19 protein-coding genes and 1 other annotated feature are annotated in these 19,917 nt (G+C 56.1%); of the genes, 12 read left to right on the forward strand and 7 right to left on the reverse strand.

The window, feature by feature from the left end; translation table 11 throughout:
* Positions 1 to 6 precede the first annotated feature (6 nt).
* Entirely contained in the window at positions 7 to 1,101 is a 1,095-nt protein-coding gene (locus ACTQ3V_RS07940) for a carbamoyl phosphate synthase small subunit (RefSeq protein WP_441467054.1), read from the forward strand.
* Positions 1,101 to 4,286, forward strand: coding sequence for a carbamoyl-phosphate synthase large subunit (carB, locus tag ACTQ3V_RS07945; RefSeq protein WP_441467055.1), 3,186 nt, complete (start codon positions 1,101 to 1,103; stop codon positions 4,284 to 4,286). The genes ACTQ3V_RS07940 and carB overlap by 1 nt, the downstream gene beginning before the upstream one ends.
* 205 nt (positions 4,287 to 4,491) lie before the next feature.
* Here carB and ACTQ3V_RS07950 read toward each other — a convergent pair whose 3' ends face one another.
* The 5 genes from ACTQ3V_RS07950 to prfB form a co-directional block, all read right to left on the reverse strand.
* A complete protein-coding gene (locus tag ACTQ3V_RS07950; RefSeq protein ID WP_441467056.1) occupies positions 4,492 to 5,376 on the reverse strand; it encodes a DUF4349 domain-containing protein in 885 nt (294 codons plus the stop codon).
* A gap of 104 nt (positions 5,377 to 5,480) precedes the next feature.
* Positions 5,481 to 6,044, reverse strand: coding sequence for a rubrerythrin family protein (locus ACTQ3V_RS07955; protein ID WP_441467057.1), 564 nt, complete (start codon positions 6,042 to 6,044; stop codon positions 5,481 to 5,483).
* 206 nt (positions 6,045 to 6,250) lie between these two features.
* Positions 6,251 to 6,673: a TSUP family transporter gene (locus ACTQ3V_RS07960; RefSeq protein ID WP_441467058.1), complete on the reverse strand. Its 423-nt coding sequence runs from the start codon at positions 6,671 to 6,673 to the stop codon at positions 6,251 to 6,253.
* Positions 6,607 to 6,966, reverse strand: a complete 360-nt coding sequence (locus ACTQ3V_RS07965; protein WP_441467059.1) for a TSUP family transporter — start codon at positions 6,964 to 6,966, stop codon at positions 6,607 to 6,609. Before ACTQ3V_RS07965 ends, ACTQ3V_RS07960 begins: the two co-directional genes overlap by 67 nt.
* A gap of 59 nt (positions 6,967 to 7,025) precedes the next feature.
* A complete protein-coding gene (prfB, locus tag ACTQ3V_RS07970) occupies positions 7,026 to 8,150 on the reverse strand; it encodes a peptide chain release factor 2 (protein ID WP_441467060.1) in 1,125 nt (374 codons plus the stop codon).
* Positions 8,151 to 8,438: 288 nt separating this feature from the next.
* Here prfB and ACTQ3V_RS07975 point away from each other — a divergent pair, with 288 nt between their 5' ends.
* Complete coding sequence (locus ACTQ3V_RS07975) at positions 8,439 to 9,368, forward strand: calcium/sodium antiporter (RefSeq protein WP_441467061.1); 930 nt, start codon at positions 8,439 to 8,441, stop codon at positions 9,366 to 9,368.
* Positions 9,369 to 9,515: 147 nt separating this feature from the next.
* Positions 9,516 to 12,272 (forward strand): preprotein translocase subunit SecA, encoded by a 2,757-nt coding sequence (secA, locus tag ACTQ3V_RS07980; protein ID WP_441467062.1) that lies wholly within the window; start codon positions 9,516 to 9,518, stop codon positions 12,270 to 12,272.
* A 45-nt stretch (positions 12,273 to 12,317) separates the two neighbouring features.
* On the opposite strand, the gene ruvX is transcribed toward secA, so the two are convergent.
* Positions 12,318 to 12,737 (reverse strand): Holliday junction resolvase RuvX, encoded by a 420-nt coding sequence (gene ruvX, locus ACTQ3V_RS07985; protein WP_441467063.1) that lies wholly within the window; start codon positions 12,735 to 12,737, stop codon positions 12,318 to 12,320.
* 260 nt (positions 12,738 to 12,997) lie between these two features.
* On the opposite strand from ruvX, the gene rpmG reads away from it, so the two are divergent.
* From rpmG to rplA, 5 genes are all read left to right on the forward strand, one after another.
* Positions 12,998 to 13,147, forward strand: a complete 150-nt coding sequence (rpmG, locus tag ACTQ3V_RS07990) for a 50S ribosomal protein L33 (protein WP_125116025.1) — start codon at positions 12,998 to 13,000, stop codon at positions 13,145 to 13,147.
* Between the two features lie 18 nt (positions 13,148 to 13,165).
* Positions 13,166 to 13,396 carry a preprotein translocase subunit SecE gene (gene secE / locus ACTQ3V_RS07995; RefSeq protein ID WP_125116026.1) on the forward strand — a complete coding sequence of 77 codons (231 nt, stop codon included), beginning with the start codon at positions 13,166 to 13,168 and terminating at the stop codon, positions 13,394 to 13,396.
* Positions 13,397 to 13,408: 12 nt separating this feature from the next.
* Positions 13,409 to 13,945, forward strand: coding sequence for a transcription termination/antitermination protein NusG (nusG, locus tag ACTQ3V_RS08000; RefSeq protein ID WP_441467064.1), 537 nt, complete (start codon positions 13,409 to 13,411; stop codon positions 13,943 to 13,945).
* A gap of 253 nt (positions 13,946 to 14,198) precedes the next feature.
* Complete coding sequence (gene rplK / locus ACTQ3V_RS08005; protein WP_441467065.1) at positions 14,199 to 14,624, forward strand: 50S ribosomal protein L11; 426 nt, start codon at positions 14,199 to 14,201, stop codon at positions 14,622 to 14,624.
* A gap of 109 nt (positions 14,625 to 14,733) precedes the next feature.
* Positions 14,734 to 15,429 carry a 50S ribosomal protein L1 gene (gene rplA / locus ACTQ3V_RS08010; RefSeq protein ID WP_441467066.1) on the forward strand — a complete coding sequence of 232 codons (696 nt, stop codon included), beginning with the start codon at positions 14,734 to 14,736 and terminating at the stop codon, positions 15,427 to 15,429.
* 78 nt (positions 15,430 to 15,507) lie between these two features.
* Here the strand turns inward: rplA and ACTQ3V_RS08015 are convergent, their stop codons facing one another.
* Entirely contained in the window at positions 15,508 to 17,166 is a 1,659-nt protein-coding gene (locus tag ACTQ3V_RS08015; RefSeq protein WP_441467067.1) for an S-layer homology domain-containing protein, read from the reverse strand.
* A 157-nt stretch (positions 17,167 to 17,323) separates the two neighbouring features.
* Positions 17,324 to 17,490, forward strand: a sequence feature (ribosomal protein L10 leader region).
* Between the two features lie 10 nt (positions 17,491 to 17,500).
* Here ACTQ3V_RS08015 and rplJ point away from each other — a divergent pair.
* From rplJ to ACTQ3V_RS08030, 3 genes are all read left to right on the forward strand, one after another.
* Positions 17,501 to 18,088 (forward strand): 50S ribosomal protein L10, encoded by a 588-nt coding sequence (gene rplJ / locus ACTQ3V_RS08020; protein ID WP_441467068.1) that lies wholly within the window; start codon positions 17,501 to 17,503, stop codon positions 18,086 to 18,088.
* A gap of 44 nt (positions 18,089 to 18,132) precedes the next feature.
* Positions 18,133 to 18,504 carry a 50S ribosomal protein L7/L12 gene (rplL, locus tag ACTQ3V_RS08025; RefSeq protein ID WP_297283565.1) on the forward strand — a complete coding sequence of 124 codons (372 nt, stop codon included), beginning with the start codon at positions 18,133 to 18,135 and terminating at the stop codon, positions 18,502 to 18,504.
* A 137-nt stretch (positions 18,505 to 18,641) separates the two neighbouring features.
* The gene (locus ACTQ3V_RS08030) at positions 18,642 to 19,772 is read left to right on the forward strand and encodes an SLC13 family permease (RefSeq protein WP_441467069.1); all 1,131 of its coding nucleotides are present in this window, start codon (positions 18,642 to 18,644) and stop codon (positions 19,770 to 19,772) included.
* Positions 19,773 to 19,917 lie beyond the last annotated feature (145 nt).

A 19,917-nucleotide genomic window follows, 5' to 3' on the forward strand; every position in this document is an offset into this window, starting at 1 on the left:
ACAAGAATGAAAAAAGCGTATTTACTGCTCGCGGACGGCACGCTGTTTGAGGGTACGGCCGTCGGCTACGAAGGGCAGAGCATCGGTGAGGTCGTGTTCAACACGGGCATGGCCGGTTATCAGGAGGTTTTGACCGACCCGTCCTATTATGGTCAGGTGGTCACTATGACCTATCCGCTGATTGGCAACTATGGCATCAACTTTGACGATTACGAATCCCGCAAGAGCTGGGTTTCCGGCTTTATCATGCGCGAAGTTGCCGATCACCCGTCCAACTGGCGCTGCCGTCTGACGCTGGACGAATATCTCAAGGAGCAGAAGGTCGTCGGCCTTGCAGGCATCGACACCCGCGCGCTGACCCGCAAGCTGCGCAACGCAGGCGTTATGAACGGCGTCATCTATACCGAGGGCTTCGAGCCGGATGAGCAGGCCATCGCGGAAATGAAGGCATATGTGGTCAAGGACGCGGTAAAGTCGGTCACCTGCGAGGAGAGCCGCGTTTACCCGGCGGAAGGCGAGCAGAAGTACCGTATTGCGCTGTATGACTACGGCGTCAAGTACAATATTGAGCGCGAGCTGCAAAAGCGTGGCTGCGAGGTAGTCACCATCCCGGCATTCACCCCGCCGGAGGAGGTCATCGGCAAGTTTGACGGCGTGATGCTTTCCAACGGCCCCGGCGACCCGGCGGAAAACGTCGAGATCGTCGAGAATCTCAAAAAGCTGCTGGCAAGCAACATCCCGATTTTCGGCATCTGCCTCGGCCATCAGCTTTTAAGCCTTGCCATCGGTGCCAAGACGACCAAACTCAAGTACGGCCACCGCGGCGTCAACCATCCGGTCAAGGATCTGGATGTAGACCGCACCTATATCACCAGCCAGAACCACGGCTACGCGGTCGTGGGCGAGTCGGTTGACCCGAGCATCGCCCGCGTACGCTATGTCAATTTGAACGACGGTACGGTCGAGGGTGTGGAGCATGTCGGCCGTCCGGTGTTCACCGTGCAGTACCATCCCGAGGTCTGCCCCGGCCCGATGGACACGTCATATCTGTTTGATAAATTCATGGACAACATTGCAAAAGCAAAGGGAGGTGCTCAGTAATGCCGCTGCGCAAGGATATTCATAAGGTAATGGTACTGGGCTCCGGCCCTATCGTCATCGGTCAGGCGGCCGAGTTCGACTACGCGGGCACGCAGGCTTGCCGCGCGCTGCGCGAGGAAGGTCTGGAGGTTGTACTGGTCAACTCCAACCCCGCTACCATCATGACGGATAAGGCCATGGCCGACAAGGTCTATATCGAGCCGCTGACCGTCGAAGCGGTGCAGGAAATCATCAAGAAAGAGCGTCCGGACTCGCTGCTGCCCAACCTCGGCGGCCAGACCGGTCTGAACCTCGCCATGGAGCTGTGCGAGAGCGGCTTCCTTGATAAGATGGGCGTCAAGCTGCTCGGCGCGAACCCGGAGACCATCGCCAAGGCCGAGGACCGTCAGATGTTCAAGGACACGATGGAAAAAATCGGTGAGCCGTGTATCGCCTCCAAGGTCGTGCACTCGGTGGAGGACGCGGTCGAGTTTACCCGGGAAATCGGCCTGCCGGTCATCATTCGTCCGGCGTATACGCTTGGCGGCACGGGCGGCGGTATTGCCTACACGTGGGACCAGCTGCGTGAGATTGCCGCGACCGGCATCATGTATTCCCGCGTTGATGAAATTCTGGTCGAAAAATGTATCGCCGGCTGGAAGGAAATCGAATACGAGGTCATGCGCGACGGCAAGGGCAACGCCATTACGATTTGTAACATGGAAAATGTCGACCCGGTCGGCGTGCATACGGGCGACTCGGTCGTTGTCGCGCCCAGCCAGACGCTGTGCGACAAGGAATACCAGATGCTGCGCACCTCGGCGCTCAACATCATCACAGAGCTGGGCATCGAGGGCGGCTGCAACGTGCAGTATGCGCTCAATCCGGAGTCGTTCGAGTACGCGGTGATCGAGGTAAATCCCCGCGTATCGCGTTCCTCAGCGCTGGCCTCCAAGGCGACCGGTTATCCGATTGCCAAGGTGACCGCGAAAATTGCGGTCGGCTACGGTTTGGATGAAATCGAAAACGCCGTCACCAAAAAGACCAAGGCCTGCTTCGAGCCGACGCTTGACTACTGCGTGGTCAAGTTCCCGCGCTGGCCGTTTGACAAGTTCGTGTACGCGGACAACACGCTCGGCACGCAGATGAAGGCGACGGGCGAGGTCATGGCGATTGACAACAGCTTTGAGGGGGCGCTGATGAAGGCGGTCCGCGGCTGCGAAATCAAGCTGGACAGCATGATCGTGCCGCGTATCCAGCAGCAGTCGGACGCGGAAATCAAGAAGGGCGTTGCCCGCACGGATGATCAGCGTCTGTTCCACATCTGCGAGGCGCTGCGCCGCGGCATCATGACCATCGAGGAGATTCACGAGGTCACCACGATGGACACTTTCTTCCTGCATAAGTTCCAGAACATCGTCGACATGGAGAAGGCGCTTGCCACGGCCGAAACCATCGACAAGGACCTGTACCTGCGCGCCAAGAAGATGGGCTTCCTCGACAAGACCATTGCCGAGCTGTCCGGCAAGGATATTTCCGGGGTAAAGCGTCTGCTGGTTTACAAGATGGTAGACACCTGTGCCGCCGAATTCGAGGCGGAGACCCCGTACTACTACTCGACCTACGACGAGGAGACCGAGGTCAAGCCCGCCTCCGGCAAAAAGAAGGTGCTGGTGCTTGGCTCCGGCCCCATTCGCATCGGTCAGGGTATCGAGTTCGACTACTGCTCGGTGCACGCAGTTTGGGCGCTGCAAAAGCTGGGCTGCGAGACCGTTATCATCAACAACAACCCGGAAACCGTATCGACCGACTTCGATACGGCCGACCGTCTGTATTTTGAGCCGCTGACGCCTGAGGATGTGACCGGCGTGGTGGGCGCCGAAAAGCCGGACTTTGCGATTGTGCAGTTCGGCGGACAGACCGCCATCAACCTCGCCGCGCACATCGAAAAGCTGGGTATCCCGATTCTGGGCACGCCTGCATGGAGCATCGACGCGGCGGAGGACCGTGAGAAGTTCGACGTTATCCTCGAAAAGTGCGGCATCCCGCGTCCGGCGGGCCACACGGTCATGACCGAGGAAGAAGCGGTCAAGGCCGCCGATGAGCTGGGCTATCCGGTGCTTGTGCGTCCGTCCTACGTTCTGGGCGGTCAGGGCATGGAAATCGCGTACAAGGAAGAGGACGTGCGCGAGTTCATGAAGGTCATCACCCGCAACAAGGTGGAAAACCCGGTGCTGGTGGATAAATATATGATGGGCCGCGAAATCGAGGTCGACGCCATCTGTGACGGCGAAGACATTCTCATCCCGGGCATCATGGAGCACTTCGAGCGTGCGGGCGTTCACTCGGGTGACTCGATTTCGATTTATCCCTCTATCAACATCGAGCCGAAGCACAAGGAAACCATCATCCGCTATACCGAGGCGCTGGCTAAGAATCTGGCAGTACTCGGTCTGGTCAACATCCAGTTTGTCATGTATAACGACCAGATTTACGTCATTGAGGTCAATCCGCGCTCCTCGCGTACCGTGCCGTATATCTCCAAGGTGACGGGTGTGCCGATGGTCGATTTGGCGACGCGCTGCATGTTCGGTGAAAAGCTGCGCGACATGGGCTGCGGCACCGGCCTGCACCCGGAGAGCGACCACTACGCGGTCAAGGTGCCGGTGTTCTCGTTCCAGAAGCTGCGCGACCTCGATACCCAGCTGGGGCCGGAGATGAAGTCGACCGGCGAGGTGCTGGGCGTTTCGACCTCGTTCCGCGAGGCGCTGCTCAAGGGTCTGATCGGCGCGGGCTTCAAGATGAAGAAAAAGGGCGCGGTGCTGATTTCCGTGCGCGATTCGGACAAGCAGGAGGCCATCCGCATCGGCGAGCGGTTTGAAGCCCTTGGGTTTGAAATTTACGCCACCAGCGGCACAGCGAACGTACTCAACCGTCACATGGTTGCAACCAACGCCATCCGCAATGTGGATGAGCCGTCCCCGAATATCATCGACCTGATCGAGTCCGGCAAGATCGATTACGTTGTGGCCACTTCGGTCAAGGGTCGTCATCCTCAGCTGGGTTCGGTGCACATCCGCCGCACGGCGGTCGAGCGCGCCATTCCGTGCCTGACCTCGATCGACACGGCATCCGCACTGCTGCGCTGCCTCGAGGGCGATATCAAGATTGAAAACTGCGAGATGGTGGATATTAACACAATCTAAAGTTTCGATGAAAGCGTACAGCTTTCATCGAGGGGGCTGTGCCGCGCGATGCGCGGACACAGCCCTTTCGCGATTTTACGCGCAAGGATGCACACAAAATTGCTTTCTTGTATCAAAAGGTGGGTCTTGCCCGCCTTTTGATGAAAAGAACCGCCGGAAGGCGGTTCTTTTCTGTTTGATGCGCGCTTGACGGCCCGGGCATCACTTATTCTTTTTTGCTCTGCGCAGACTGTTGCGCTTTCTTTTTGCGGTATATGCGTACACGCCAATACACACCGCCCGCAATACCCAGCAGCATCAGCACCGGCCAGAGCATCACGACCATCAGAATCAGGCCGCGCACGGTAGCGGTCAGACCGCCGAGGCCGTGCTGCGCGGCTTGTGCCACCTGTGCGCCGAAGCCTGTGCCCGCAGAGACAGCGGTCAGTGTCTGTACTTCACGCAGTGACACCGTGAAGGTAGAAAATCCCACCAGATCGTCATAATGCCGCTTTTCTCCCGTCAGGCTGTCGATTTCATACTCACATTCGGCAAGCGCGTTCTCCAGAGAAATGATATCCTCCATCTTGGCGGCCTGATCAAGCAGCGCAAGCAGACGCTCGTGCTTGGTCTGCAAGGTGGCCAGACGTGTCTCGATGTCGGTATACTTCTCCGTCACGTCCTCACTCCACCGGTTGGCAGATACCACATGGCAGGTTTCACCCAACTGCGCAAAAAAAGTCTCAAACCGCTCCTGCGGCACCCGCAGCGTGTAATTTGCTGTGCGGCTGCCTTTTTCGCCGGCGTTTCCGCTCGACTGGATATAGCCGCCCGCTTCAGCGGTCATTTGCTCAAGCGCTGCGCAGGTGGCGTCATATTCCTGCGTCTCGAGCGTAAAATCCGCCGATAAAATCAGCTTGGCGTTTTCACGCACTGTGGAAAAATCCGCTGTACTCTCGGATGATGCCGCATCCATAGCCGCCGCGCCGTTTTCCCTTTGTGGCACTTCCGCATCACCGGTAATGCCCGTGCTCCCCGACGCCGCTCCGCACGCGACAAGCGAAAGCAGCAACAGCAGGGCCAGCACCATACAAAGCCATCGTCGTTTCATCACAGGACACCTCTTTTCGCTTTCGTTATCCTGTTAGACGAATTTGCTTTCCATCTGTTCCCAACTGTTGCTGCTTTATTGTCTGTTTTTATGTATGAACGATCTTATGCTTCCTTCTGGTAAGTCGTCAGCTCAAACGAACCGATTGCACCGCATACATTGCAGACATCCGGACGCTCATCATAAATCGCGCCGCAGAATACGCAGCGGTAGCCGTCCGTGTCAACCATTTTCTTTTTCGGCGGCAAAGAGGATTCCACTTCTTCCTTCTTCGCTCCCTGGGTCAGCGCCATCAGGGCGCTCATAAAGCGAAACTCATGATCCTGCTCAATCTTGGAAATATTGTCAAACAGCGCGGCAATATCCTCAAAGCCTTCTTCACGAGCGATTTTTGCAAAGCCCGGATACATGTTGCTCCATTCGCCGTACTCGCCCTTAATGGCGGTTTGCAGATTCTCCGAGCTGGTGCCAACACCGGTCAGCTTTTCATACAGCAGTCGACCGTGCGCACCCTCGTTCTGCGCCAGATTGGTGAACAGATTGGCAATATCCTCATGTCCCTCCTTGCGAGCCTTATCCGCAAAAAACAGATACTTATTACGAGCCATCGACTCTCCGCTAAACGCTGCCTGCAAATTCTGCTCGGTACGGGATCCTTTCAAGTTCATTCCAATTTCCTCCTAATATCGACATTTTATCCCAAAGTGAGAATAAATATTATTTTATATTATAGTATACTACTTTTTTGCTTGACGAACATGCAATGTTGCAAAAGTGTAATAAACATGTAATATACATGTAATATTCTGCGTAATTAGGGAAATGCAGGAAAATATCTACGGGCTGAGGATCGAGACATTGACGATAAAACTGTTCATTTCCGCTTGGCAAAGCACTCCTTGATGCCAATGCACAGTAAAAACACACCAAACATGCGCCGCAGCCAATCGGTATCCACATATGCAGCCAGCCAGCAAGCAGCGGCGGCGGTCGGCACGCCTGCCGCGATGCACCACAGAGCCGCCCGCTTTTCAACCAGACCGTTTTTGATGTGTGCCCAGAGCGCTGCGGGCGCGCACGCGAGGAAGTACAGCAGGTTGATGCCCGCTGCCTGATACTGTCCCATTCCGGCGATCATGGTAAGGTACAGCATGAGTAGCGAGCCGCCTCCCACACCGCAGCCGGACAGAATACCGGTCACCAGTCCGACGGCGGCGGAAAACAGCGCGCTCACAGCAGCAATACGGCGCGCACGCCGCCGTAAAGCAGCAGCAGACCAAACGCCCGCCGCAGCCAAACCATATCTATCTTGTGAAAGACACGGCCCGCAATCCAGCCGCCCAGCACACCGCCCAGCAGATAGGGCCATGCCGTGGAAAATGCCAGACCGCCCTGCATCCAGTAGAGCACAGCGGATAGCGCGCTGAGTGGAAAGATGACCGCGACCGAGGTCGCAAATGCGCGTCGTTCCTCCAAACCACACCAGTATACCAGCAGCGGCACCAGAAACAGACCGCCGCCCGCGCCGAAAAAGCCGTTGGCTGCGCCTGCAAGCGCACCGGTTGCGGCGTATTTTACAGTATCCTTCATAAAAACAGCCCTCCGGCAACAGTTTGCGCCGAAGGGCTGCGGTTTATGTGTTTTGGGGGTTACTTCTTGCCCAGCGTACCGGTCGCTAAAGCGGAAAGATACGCATTGATGAAGCCGTCGATATCGCCGTCCATGACCGCGCCAATGTTGGCGTTCTCGAAGCCGGTGCGCGTGTCCTTGGCAAGCGTATAGGGCATAAAAACGTAGGAGCGAATCTGGCTGCCCCATTCAATCTTCTTCTGGTCGCCCTTGATGTCGGAAATTTTCTCCAGATGCTCGCGCTCCTTGATTTCTACCAGCTTGCTGCGCAGCATACGCAAGCAGTTGTCCTTGTTCTGGAACTGGCTGCGCTCGGTCTGGCAGGAAACCACGATACCGGTTGCCTTGTGAATCAGACGCACCGCCGAGGAGGTCTTGTTGATGTGCTGACCGCCCGCACCGGAGGAACGGAACACCTGCATTTCGTAGTCGTCCGGCTTAATCTCGAAATCTGCTGAGTCGTCGGGGATATCCGGGATGACCTCGACCGCGGAAAACGAGGTGTGGCGACGACCGGAGGCGTCAAACGGGGAGATACGCACCAGACGGTGTACGCCTGACTCGCCCTTGAGGAAGCCGTAAGCGTTCTCGCCTTCGATGAGGATATCCGCGCTCTTGAGGCCCGCTTCTTCGCCGTCCTGATAGTCCATAATTTTATAGGTGAAGCCGTGGCGTTCCGCCCAACGGGTGTACATACGGTACAGCATTTCGCACCAGTCCTGCGCTTCGGTGCCGCCCGCGCCCGCATGGAAGGACACCAGCGCGTTGTTGCGGTCGTACTCGCCGGTCAGCAGTGTGGACAGCTTCTGCTCGGCCACGCCCTCTTCCAGCTCCTTGTAGCCGCTCTCCAGCTCTTCGAGCATGGACTCGTCGTTTTCTTCGATTGCCATTTCGCAAATCGTCAGTAAATCGTCGCACAGGCTGTTCAGATGATTATACGCCTCAATCTTGCCCTTGAGCGCACCCATGCGGGAAACGATCTTCTGGCTTTCCTCCGGATTATCCCAAAAGCCGGGCTGAGAGGACTTGATCTCCAGCTCCTCAACCTCGCGCTTTGCCCGGTCCAGACCAAGCGACTCATACAGCTCCTCGAGCTGGGGCTTTAAATTGTTCAGTTTGACCTTGTATTCCTCGAACTCAAGCATGAAAATGCTCCTTCACGTATTTTTCAGTAGTATATAGTATACCGTTTTGCGGGGAACTTGTAAAGTTTTTTCTAAGTTTGACTTGACTAACCCTTGTCCTTCCGATATATTTTTAGGTACAAGAAAAGGGAGTAGCTCACGCCTGCGGGCGTGGTCGGCATCGTCAATCACGGTCGAACATTCGACCCGTGCCCACCGTAAGCAGCGAGACTTTTATTGCTATGCGCAATAAAAGTCTCTTTTTTTGCGCATGGATATGCTATTGTATCAAATATAGGGGGTTGTATCATGTTATCATTCATCATGTTGGTATTCGGTTTTGTCCTGCTGGTCTGGGGCGCGGACAAATTTGTTGCGGGCGCGTCCGCGCTGGCGCGGCGGCTGGGCGTGTCGCCTTTGCTCGTCGGCCTGACCATCGTTGCCTTCGGTACCTCCGCGCCCGAACTGGCCGTCAGCCTGACGGCGGCTTTGCAGGGCGCAAACGAGATAGCGGTGGGCAATGTCGTTGGCTCGAACATTTTTAACCTGCTGATGGTCGCCGGCCTGTCCGCCGTAGTTTGTCCGCTCGTTATGGATCGCACGCTGCTGCGGCGTGACTGGCCGATTTCGCTCGGCGCAGCGGTGCTGCTTTTGGTGTTCATTGCGCCCGACCTGACCATTTCGCGCATCGAAGGCGTTATCCTGCTGGCCGTGTTCGCGATGGTGCTTGGCACGCAAATCCGCGCGGCGCTCAAAAATCGGGACACGCTGGTAGGCGAAGAGGAAGAAGTGCCGATGCGTCCGCTGATGATTGGCGTTAATATCGTACTCGGCCTTGCCTGCATCATCATCGGCGGTCAGCTGGCGGTGAACGGCGCGACCGGTATCGCGCGCATGTTCGGCCTGTCCGAGACGCTCATCGGCCTGACCATCGTCGCCATCGGCACCAGCCTGCCCGAGCTGGTCACCTCGCTGGTGGCTGCCCGCAAGGGACAGAATGAAATCGCAATGGGCAATGTTATCGGCTCAAACATTTTTAATCTGCTGCTCATTCTCGGCGTTTCCGCAACCATTACGCCCATTCCGGTGCAGGCGACCTCGATCATTGACGCGCTCGTGCTCATCGGTATCAGCGTGGTGTTCTATCTTCCTGCGCGCCGCGGCAAGCTCGGCCGCGCGCCCGGCGCAATCATGGCGCTCACCTATGTTGTCTATACCGTATACCTGATTATGAGATAAAGCAAAAAAAGACGCTTGCAGGCGTCTTTTTTTGCGCCATGACATTCGTTTACAAAAAATTTGTTTGTTTCCGGCCCATTGTGTGCTATAATATTTTCTGTATGAATGAACGGGACTTTTGTCCCTTTTTGAAAGGCTGAATCAAGAATGGCTAACCTTTTTACCAAAATTTTCGGCACTCATTCCTCGCACGAACTGAAGAAAATCTATCCCATTGCGGATAAGGTCGATGCGCTCGAAGAGCAGTATAAAAAGCTGACCGACGCGGAGCTGCGTGCGAAAACCGATGAATTCAAGGCTCGCTATCAAAACGGCGAATCGCTCGACAACCTGTTGCCAGAGGCGTTTGCCACCTGTCGCGAGGCTGCGTGGCGTGTGCTTGGCATGCGGCATTACCGTGTGCAGGTCATCGGCGGCATCGTGCTGCATCAGGGCCGCATCGCGGAGATGAAAACCGGCGAAGGCAAAACGCTGGTTGCGACTTTGCCCGCCTACCTCAACGCGCTGACCGGCAAGGGCGTGCACATCGTCACGGTCAACGACTACCTCGCCAAGCGCGACAGCGAATGGATGGGCAAGGTTTACCGTTTCCTCGGCCTGACCGTCGGTCTGGTCATCCACGAGGTCGAGCCTGGCGAGCGTCGCGCGATGTACGAAGCGGACATCACCTACGGTACGAACAACGAATTCGGCTTCGACTATCTGCGTGACAACATGGCGATTTATAAAAAGGCCATGGTGCAGCGCGGACATGCGTTTGCCATCGTCGACGAGGTCGACTCTATCCTGATCGACGAGGCGCGTACCCCGCTGATTATTTCCGGTCAGGGCGAAAAGTCGTCCCAACTGTACGAAATGGCCGACCGCTTTGCCGCGGGCCTCAAGTGCCTGCGCGTCAAGGAAGTCGACGCCAAGGAAGAGCAGGACGACATCGACGCGGACTACATTGTCGACGAAAAGGCCCGCACCGCAACCCTCACCCCTAAGGGCACCGCACGCGCGGAGCAGTATTTCCGGGTGGAAAACCTGTCCGATCCGGCCAATACCACGCTGCAGCACCACATCAATCAGGCCATCAAGGCGCGCGGCGTGATGCAGCGCGACGTGGACTACGTTGTGCGCGATGGTCAGGTCATCATCGTCGATGAGTTCACCGGTCGTCTGATGTTCGGCCGCCGCTACAACGAGGGCCTGCATCAGGCCATCGAGGCCAAGGAAGGCGTTAAGGTTGCGCATGAAAGCAAGACGCTGGCCACCATCACCTTCCAGAATTACTTCCGTCTGTACGGCAAGCTGTCCGGTATGACCGGTACCGCGCTGACCGAGGAGGAGGAATTCCGCCACACCTACAAGCTGGACGTTATTGAAATCCCGACCAACAAGCCGATTGCGCGTAAGGACAACCCCGACGCGGTTTACAAGAACGAGCGCGGCAAGATTCATGCAACGATTGCACGCATCGAAGCCTGCCATGCCAAGGGACAGCCGATTCTGGTTGGTACGGTGTCGATTGAAAAATCCGAGGAGCTGTCCAAGCTGCTCAAGGCAAAGGGCATCAAGCACACCGTTCTGAACGCAAAGTATCACGAGCGCGAGGCGGATATCGTCGCGCAGGCGGGCAAGTCGGGCGCGGTTACGATTGCGACCAACATGGCCGGCCGTGGTACGGATATCATGCTCGGCGGCAACGCGGAAACCATGGCGCTTGACGAGCTGAAAAAGGGCGAGTATACGCCGGAGCTGCTGTACGAGGCCAACGGCCACGCGGAGACGGACGATCCCGAAGTGCTCGCCATCCGTGAGAAGTTCCAGGAACTCTATCAGAAGTACAAGAAGGAGACCGACGCGGACGCCGAGAAGGTGCGTGCGGCAGGCGGCCTGTATATTCTGGGCACGGAGCGGCATGAATCCCGTCGTATCGACAATCAGCTGCGCGGCCGTGCCGGCCGTCAGGGTGACCCGGGCGAATCCAGCTTCTATATTTCGCTCGAGGACGACTTGATGCGCCTGTTTGGCTCCGAGCGCATCCAGAATATGATGGATACACTCGGCATTGATGAAAACGAGCCGATTGACCAGAGAATTCTGTCCGGCGCAATCGAAAACGCGCAGAAAAAGATTGAATCCCGCAACTTTGCTACCCGTAAGCACGTGCTCGAATACGACGATGTGCTCAACACCCAGCGCCAGACCATCTACGGTCAGCGTTTGCAGGTGCTTGAGGGCAAGGATATCAAAGACAATATCCTGAACATGGTCGATGATACCATCGCCCGCGCGGTGCACGCCGCAGTCGGCGAGAACCACCTCATCACCCCGGAAATGGTCGAGCAGGCAAGCCGTCCGTTTATCGGCATGTTCCTGCGTCCGGAGGACTGCACCTTCACGCCCGAAGAATGTGACGATCTGACTGTGGAGCAATTGACGAATGTGCTGACCGATCAGGCGCACAAGGTCTATGAGGCCAAGGAGCAGGCCATCGGCGCGTCCATCATGCGCGAACTGGAACGCGTGGTGCTGCTCAAGAACGTCGATACCAAGTGGATGGATCACATTGACGCGATGACCGAACTGCGTAACGGTATCGGCCTGCGCGCCTATGGCCAGCATGACCCGGTTATTGAGTACAAGCGTGAGGGCTTCGATATGTTCGACGCGATGATCGACTCCATCCGTGAGGACACCGTGCGCATGATTTTCCTGGCGCAGGTGCGTACCCGCGAGGAACCTAAGCGTGAACAGGTCGCCAAGGAAACCAGCGCAGCCGGCGCGAGCGACGGTTCGGTCAAGGCTGAGCCGAAGCGCGTGGGCAAAAAGGTCGGCCCGAACGACCCGTGTCCGTGCGGCAGCGGTAAGAAATACAAAAAGTGCTGCTATCTCAAGGCGGACAACCCGTATAAATAAAACGAAAGAGGGAAACCCCAGCGGTTTCCCTCTTTTCTCTTTGTTTTAGGTTTGCCGGCGTTTGAAATCCAGATAGCCCTGCAAAATCAGGCTTGCCGCGACCGCGTCGACTGTCTGGCGGTGCTTTTTTGCCTTTTTGCCCGTCTGGTGCAGAATGTCGTGCGCCGCGACCGTCGTACGACGCTCGTCCCACAGCGTCACCGGCAGCCCGGTGCGCTCCCGCAGCGTCTCGGCCAGCGCTTCGCACTTGTGTGCGCGTTCTCCCGCCGTGCCGTCCATATTTTTCGGCCAGCCCAGCACGATCTCTTCGATTTTGTTTTCCGCGATGAAGGCCGTCAGCTTGTCCAAGAGCTTGTCGTAATTCCATTCGTGGATAACGCTCGGCGAGCCGGCCAGAAAGCCCGACGCATCCGAAACCGAAAGTCCAGTGCGCGCATCTCCGTAATCAATCCCCAAAATACGCATGCGAATACTCCTATATGTTGTGTAATAAGCTAAGTATATCACAAAAACATAAAAAAACCAGCACTTTTTTCTCAAAAACCCTTGACCGCCGGTTTTGTCCATGCTATACTTTAAGAACCTATGCAGGTTCTTTTTTTGCGCCCATTTTTCGCGTGTCTCGGAAAACGGGTCCGGAACACTGGCAAAGGGAGGCAAATTGTCCCGCGCCCGGCCAAAGGGGCACGGGAAGGGACGAATATTAAAAGGAGGTGCCGTTATTTATGCGCGTGAAAATTACGCTGGCCTGCACCGAGTGCAAGCAAAGAAACTATGACACAATGAAGAACAAGAAGAACAACCCGGACCGTATGGAAATGAACAAGTACTGCCGTTTCTGCCGGAAGCACACGCTGCACCGCGAAACGAAGTAAGAGAAAGGAAGTAGCTTCATGGCTGAAGAAACCAAGGCGAAAAAGCCCGGTCTCTTTGCGCGTATCGGCAAGTGGTTCCGTGAGCTCAAGAGCGAGTGCCGTAAGATTGTATGGCCCACCCGCCAGCAGACGGTGAACAACACGCTGGTTGTGATTGCCTGCGTCATCCTGATCGGTATTTTCATCTGGGTCCTCGATATCGTGTTCGGTCTCGGCGTCCAGACACTGCTGAAAGCTTTCGCCGCCTAAAAGGAGGCATTTATGTCAGACGCTGCAAAATGGTATGTGGTTCACACATACTCCGGCTACGAAAATAAAGTGGCCTCTTCGATCGAAAAAGCGGTCGAAAACCGCAAGCTGCATGACCTGATCCCCGCCGTCAATATCCCGACCGAAACGGTCACGGAGGTCAAGGACGGCAAAAGCCGCGAGGTGGAGCGCAAGCTCTTCCCGGGCTATGTGCTTGTCAAAATGGTTATGACCGACGAAACCTGGTATCTGGTTCGCAATACCCGCGGCTGCACCGGTTTTGTCGGACAGGACAAGTCCGGCGGCTCCAAACCCATCCCGCTGACGGAGGATGAAATCGCCGCGATGGGCGTGGAGAAGCGTGAGATCGAGGTAAACTACGCACCCGGCGACAGCGTGCGCGTCATCGACGGCGCATTGGCCGGCTTTATCGGCGTAGTATCGTCGGTGGAAGCGGATAAGAACAAGGTTAACGTCACGGTTTCCATGTTCGGCCGCGAAACCCCTGTCGAGCTGGAACTTGACCAGGTCGAGACGCTCGACGAATAATTGCAGAAGCAGAGCTTCTGCTATAGGGGGTATCCGATACCCCCTATATACGAAAACAAGTTCCGAAGAAACTTGTTTTCGATACCCCCGGTTTCGCCGCACGAGCGGCGGGTCGGGGTCAAAATCCGAGGCACCTGTCCCCGGATTTTGGAATAGAACGTCGCTTCGCTCCCTATAGAGCGCGGCAAGTGGGAGAGCTCCCGCGGAAGGGACTCGCCAATTACCACATTTATTGAAGGAGGAACCTTTCAACATGGCACAGAAAGTAGTAGGTTATATTAAGCTCCAGATTCCCGCAGGCAAGGCAACCCCGGCTCCCCCGGTAGGTCCGGCTCTCGGCCAGCACGGCGTGAACATCATGTCGTTTACTAAGGAATTCAATGAGCGCACCAAGAACGATGCCGGTATGATTATCCCGGTTATTATCACGGTCTATGCCGACCGTTCGTTCAGCTTTATCACCAAGACTCCCCCGGCGCCGGTTCTGATCAAGAAGGCCTGCGGCATTGAGTCCGGTTCGGCCGTTCCGAACAAGACCAAGGTTGCCAAGCTTTCCAAGGCTGACTGCCAGAAGATCGCGGAGACCAAGATGCCCGACCTGAACGCTGCTTCTCTGGAAGCTGCGATGAGCATGATCGCCGGTACTGCCCGTTCGATGGGTATTACTGTCGAGGAATAAGTTTTAAGTTAAGCTGAATGGATTTTGACCGCGCTTTTTGCAGGCGCCGGTCAAAGTGGGAGGGTTAGGTTTAGCCTATTCCCGCATTACCACTTAAGGAGGATTTATTGTGCATAAAGGTAAAAAGTATGTAGACAGCGCAAAGACCATTGATCGTTCCAAGCTGTACGATCCGGCAGACGCGCTTGCCACTGTTATTTCCACTGCCAAGGCCAAGTTTGATGAGACCATCGAGCTGCACGTCAAGCTGGGCGTTGACTCCCGTCATGCCGACCAGCAGGTGCGCGGCGCAATCGTACTGCCGCACGGCACCGGTAAGAATGTCCGCGTTGCTGTTTTCGCCAAGGGTGCGAAGGCTGACGAGGCACTGGCTGCCGGCGCAGACATTGTTGGCGCGGAGGACCTGATGGAGCGCATCCAGAAGGAGAACTTCTTCGAGTTCGACGTTGTCATCGCTACCCCGGATATGATGGGTCTGGTTGGCCGTCTGGGCCGCGTGCTCGGTCCTAAGGGCCTGATGCCGAACCCGAAGGCTGGTACGGTTTCCATGGACGTTGCCAAGGCGGTTCAGGAGTCCAAGGCTGGTAAGATCGAGTACCGTCTGGATAAGACCAACATCATCCACTGCCCAATTGGCAAGGCTTCCTTCGGCGCGGAGAAGCTGCAGGACAACTTCGACGCACTGATGGGCGCGATTATCAAGGCCAAGCCGGCTGCTGCAAAGGGCCAGTACGTCCGCTCCTGTGTTGTGGCTTCCACCATGGGCCCCGGCGTTAAGGTCAATGCTGCCAAGCTGATGGCGTAAGCGTCTGTTTGATACAGATTTTATAGAAAATAAAAAGCACGCTGGTTTTCCAGCGTGCTTTTTTGTTGTCCTGTCGTATCAGCCCATCATACGGTATGCCGTTGCAATCGCCTGTTCACGGGTGAACATACCCTTCGGGTCAAACTTGTTCTCGCCCGTACCGTTCATAATCCCCGCGCCGACGACATAGTTAATGCCCTCGTGCGCCCACGACGAAATCTGCGAGGCATCCGACCACGAATTATTTGACTCACTGCCGGGCAGCTGGATCAACTTGGCCGCGCCCATCAGGATCTTCGCTGCCTGCTCTCGGGTCAGGCTCTCGTTCGGACTGAACTTGTTGTTGCCTACGCCATTGATAATGCCGAAACGGTAGCAAGCCAGTACGCTGGCATCCCAGGTATCGCTCAGCGCAGCACGCGCCTGATCATACGAAATACCGGTCAGATACAGCGCATTATCATAGTCCTCCATTTTCTTATGCAGCAGCGCGTCGATGATCTGACAAAATTCCTTACGGGTGATATTCTTCTGGTAGCCGTTTTGCAGCGTATCCAGTACAATGCCCGCGTTTGCCGCATCAACAACCGTTTGCGCTGCCCAGCCGGAGGGCGTATCAAAGTCGCGTGGCTGCATGCCCTTGGGCAGCGTACCCGAAGCATAGTCCACAATATGCAGCACGTTGGTCAGGTTTCGACCCGCGCTCTGCACAGTCGAGCCACCGATGCTCAGGAAAGTGGACGCGCCGCCGTCCAGCGCCATCGCGTCAACCGCGCCGAGCCCCTTGAGATAATTGGCGATACTGCGCATAGACGCACTCGACGCACTGCCCAGCACCAGCTGTCCGTTGCTCATAATGGCCGCGAACGAACGGGAGGAAACGTAATCCGGTGACTGTTTGGGATCGGTAAAATCGCTGTTCTGATCACAGACATTGACGCCGTCCTTGAGCAGCAGCGGACCTGCGCCGACGCCGTTGACGATGTCTGTCCATTCGGAGGCGCTGTCATGCTGCGGCGTGTATACGGTTTTGCGCACCGCGTCGTTGCCGATTTGCGGCTCGAGCGTGTAAGTCACCATGTTGTTCCACGCACTCTGGTTGATGACCAGCGCGGTCGTGCCCCACGACAGAGCGGGCACCGTGCCGCCAACCTGGATATTCGTCACAACGCTGTCCTTCATGGTGACGATGCGTGCGCCAGAGCCGACAGTGACCGCCCGGCCGTATACCGGCGTCAGCAGATAGCTTGCCCACGCGTTGTTCGCGTTGTAATCGTTGACCGAGTATGCGGTGACAGTTGCGCTGTCCTCGCCGCGGAACGCGATTTTCGTCTCGATTTTAACGCGGTCAATCAACGGCTTGCCGGAAGAAGTGAATACCAGCGTCGGCTTCTCGCCGCCGCCATTGACCACTTCTCCGCCCTGAATGACCGTCGCATAGAGTGTCCCACCGCCGCTGTAAGCGTCAAAATAGCCGCCGTTGATGGAGGCGACCACGGTTTTGCCGCTCTCGGATGCCTTGGCGCTGACGTGGCCGGTGGCCGACTGCGTCTGGAACAGGCGGTTATTGGCCAGTGTGACTTCACCTGTGCGCCCTGCGCCCATCTCCAGATAGACCATCGTGCCGCCGATGGCCATGCTTTGCCGCTGCGTGCCGCCCGCCGCGCCCGCTGCCACCGGCAGCAGCATCAGTCCGGCACATACAAGGCTGAGCACTCGCTTATATAAGGTTTTCATGGTATTCCCCCTTGTGTAGTTTTCAAGATTAGTTTAACACATTTTTCTATCATGCACAATGGAGAAGCCCATTTATTAACATCTCTTGAATATTTCGCCTCAAACAAAAATGAAAAATTTTTTCTGATTTTTTCTTGACATTTTTTTGCTTGTTCGATATAATAAATAAGCTTGGTCAAAGACAGCAGGTAGCCGCAAGGTTTCAAAGGCGATTTTTGCCGCCCGCCGAGGTCAACACGGAATGGATTATTGCCATCTTTTATATGGTTTTCTGTGTACCCTCCCTGTGTCTTTGCACCGGGAGGGTACTTTTATTTTTTAGGAGGTGAAAAAGATGCCGAATGCAAAGGTTCTGGAAGAGAAGAAGGCTCTGGTTGCGTCTCTGGTAGAGAAGATCAAGAATTCTCCGGCCGGCGTGCTGGTCGATTACAAGGGCATCAACGTTGAGGATGATACCAAGCTCCGCCGTCAGCTGCGTGAAGCAGGCGTTGAGTATATGGTCATCAAGAACACCCTGATCCGCTTTGCGGCGAAGGAACTGGGCTTTGAAGGTCTGGAAGAGCACCTGAACGGCACTTCCGCACTGGCGATTTCGACCACGGACGACGTGATCGCACCCGCCAAGATTCTGGGCGATTTCGCCAAGACCCACGAGAACTTCACGATCAAGGCCGGTTATCTGGAAGGCAAGGTAATCGACGAGGCCGAGGTCAAGAAGCTGGCTAACATGCCGAGCAAGGAAGTCCTTATCGCTCAGGTACTGTACAGCTTCAACTTCCCCATTATGCAGCTTGCTATTGCCTGCGATGCTATCGTTAAGAAGGCTGAGGGCAACGAGGAAATGAAGGTAGCCAATCTGGTTGCCGCGAAGGTTCCGGCTGCGGAGGAAGCTCCCGCTGAAGAGACTCCCGCTGCGGAGTAATCAAACAAAACTTTAAAAATAACTTATAATGGAGGTTTAATCCCATGACTGTTGCAGAGATTATGGAAGCTGTAAAAGAGCTCAAGGTTATGGAGCTCTCCGAGCTGGTAAAGGCTCTGGAAGAAGAATTTGGCGTATCCGCTACCCCGGTTGCCGTTGCAGGTGCTGCTGCTGGCGCTGGCGACGCTGCTGCTGCTGACGCTAAGACCGATTTCGACGTTGTTCTGGTTGACGCTGGTTCCTCCAAGATCAACGTTATCAAGGTTGTTCGTGAGATCACCGGCCTGGGCCTGAAGGAAGCCAAGGAGAAGGTTGACTCCGCTCCGCAGACCATCAAGGAAGCTGCTCCGGAAGCTGAGGCTAACGAGATCAAGGAGAAGCTCGAGGCTGCTGGCGCTAAGGTTGAGCTCAAGTAATTTTCCGATTGCTCGGCCGGCCCTTTCAGGGCTGCAAGCTGTCTGAAACCCGGCAGGTATTGCTTTCAGCAATACCTGCCGTTTGTTTTGTCCTTTTGTATTTCATATACGGTTTAGTCCGGAAATGAGGCCCTGTTATGTATCCCTTTCTGACCAAACTGGGCGGCTTTGCAAGGCGCGAAGCTGTTCTGGTCATTTCGCTCGTGTGCGCGCTGCTGTCCATGATAGCTGTTCCGCCTGATGCAGCGTATACCGGCTACATTGACCTGCGCGTACTGTGTTTGTTGTTCTGCCTGATGGCGGTTGTCGCGGGCCTGCAGCAATGCGGTTTGTTCACCGTGCTGGCGCAGCGCCTGCTGACCGGACGCAAGCAGCTGCGGCTGCTGTATCTGGCGCTGGTGCTGCTGCCGTTTTTCTGTTCCATGCTGATCACCAACGATGTGGCGCTCATCACCTTTGTGCCGTTCACCGTGCTCGTGCTCGGCCATATCGGTCGCATGGAGGCGCTCATCCGCGTGGTCGTGTTGCAAACGCTGGCTGCCAACCTCGGCAGTATGGCGACGCCGGTTGGCAATCCGCAAAATCTGTTCCTCTGCTCGTATTACAGTCTGGGCTTTGGTGCATTTCTGCGCGTCGTGCTGCCGCTGACGCTGGTCAGTCTGGTCGCGCTGTCGATCGCCGCACTATGGACGCGTGGTGAGAGCATTGAAATTACGTTCCCGCAGCAGGAGCATATTGCGCAGCCGCGCCTCTTTGCCTTGCTGTGCCTGCTGTTTGCGCTGTGTCTGCTGTCGGTTGTGCATGTTCTGCATTACGGCATCACGACCGCAGTGGTGGCGCTGTGCCTACTGCTGTTTGCACGCGGGCTGTTTGCGCGCGTGGACTACGCGCTGCTTTTTACCTTTGTCTGCTTTTTCATCTTTGCAGGCAATATCGGCCGCATCGACGCGGTGCGCCATACGCTCGAGATGCTGCTCGGACGCAGCACCTACTGGACCAGCGTGCTGGCCAGTCAGGTCATCAGCAACGTGCCCGCAGCAGTGCTGCTTTCTGGCTTCACTGACAATTGGCACGCGCTGCTGGCCGGTGTAGACGTCGGCGGTCTGGGTACGCCCATCGCGTCGCTGGCGAGTCTCATCTCGCTCAAACTGTACTTACGCGCGGAAAACGCCTCGCTGCCACGCTATCTGCTGGTGTTTACGCTGGCCAACATCGCGGGGCTGGTGTTGCTGTCAGGCGCGGCGTTCCTGTTCGGCTGCGCCGGCTGAATGTGTTCTGAAAACGGTATAACGCCGTCCATCCTGCCTTTTTGGCAGGCGGACGGCGCTTTTTTTGTCTTTCCGTGTCGCCCGCAGCCGACACAAGGCAAAATCGCTTGCGTATCGGGGCAAAAAAGGGTATACTAACCATATC

Origin of the sequence: Candidatus Agathobaculum pullicola (assembly GCF_052117205.1) — a bacterium.
GTDB classification, from domain to species: Bacteria; Bacillota; Clostridia; order Oscillospirales; family Butyricicoccaceae; genus Agathobaculum; species Agathobaculum pullicola.

Coding starts and splice junctions, on each gene's coding strand:
- ACTQ3V_RS07940 (WP_441467054.1), top strand. CDS start 7: ATGAAAAAAGCGTATTTACTGCTCGCGGACGGCACGCTGTTTGAGGGT.
- carB (WP_441467055.1), top strand. CDS start 1,101: ATGCCGCTGCGCAAGGATATTCATAAGGTAATGGTACTGGGCTCCGGC.
- ACTQ3V_RS07950 (WP_441467056.1), bottom strand. CDS start 5,376: ATGAAACGACGATGGCTTTGTATGGTGCTGGCCCTGCTGTTGCTGCTT.
- ACTQ3V_RS07955 (WP_441467057.1), bottom strand. CDS start 6,044: ATGAACTTGAAAGGATCCCGTACCGAGCAGAATTTGCAGGCAGCGTTT.
- ACTQ3V_RS07965 (WP_441467059.1), bottom strand. CDS start 6,966: ATGAAGGATACTGTAAAATACGCCGCAACCGGTGCGCTTGCAGGCGCA.
- prfB (WP_441467060.1), bottom strand. CDS start 8,150: ATGCTTGAGTTCGAGGAATACAAGGTCAAACTGAACAATTTAAAGCCC.
- ACTQ3V_RS07975 (WP_441467061.1), top strand. CDS start 8,439: ATGTTATCATTCATCATGTTGGTATTCGGTTTTGTCCTGCTGGTCTGG.
- secA (WP_441467062.1), top strand. CDS start 9,516: ATGGCTAACCTTTTTACCAAAATTTTCGGCACTCATTCCTCGCACGAA.
- ruvX (WP_441467063.1), bottom strand. CDS start 12,737: ATGCGTATTTTGGGGATTGATTACGGAGATGCGCGCACTGGACTTTCG.
- rpmG (WP_125116025.1), top strand. CDS start 12,998: ATGCGCGTGAAAATTACGCTGGCCTGCACCGAGTGCAAGCAAAGAAAC.
- secE (WP_125116026.1), top strand. CDS start 13,166: ATGGCTGAAGAAACCAAGGCGAAAAAGCCCGGTCTCTTTGCGCGTATC.
- nusG (WP_441467064.1), top strand. CDS start 13,409: ATGTCAGACGCTGCAAAATGGTATGTGGTTCACACATACTCCGGCTAC.
- rplK (WP_441467065.1), top strand. CDS start 14,199: ATGGCACAGAAAGTAGTAGGTTATATTAAGCTCCAGATTCCCGCAGGC.
- ACTQ3V_RS08015 (WP_441467067.1), bottom strand. CDS start 17,166: ATGAAAACCTTATATAAGCGAGTGCTCAGCCTTGTATGTGCCGGACTG.
- rplJ (WP_441467068.1), top strand. CDS start 17,501: ATGCCGAATGCAAAGGTTCTGGAAGAGAAGAAGGCTCTGGTTGCGTCT.
- rplL (WP_297283565.1), top strand. CDS start 18,133: ATGACTGTTGCAGAGATTATGGAAGCTGTAAAAGAGCTCAAGGTTATG.
- ACTQ3V_RS08030 (WP_441467069.1), top strand. CDS start 18,642: ATGTATCCCTTTCTGACCAAACTGGGCGGCTTTGCAAGGCGCGAAGCT.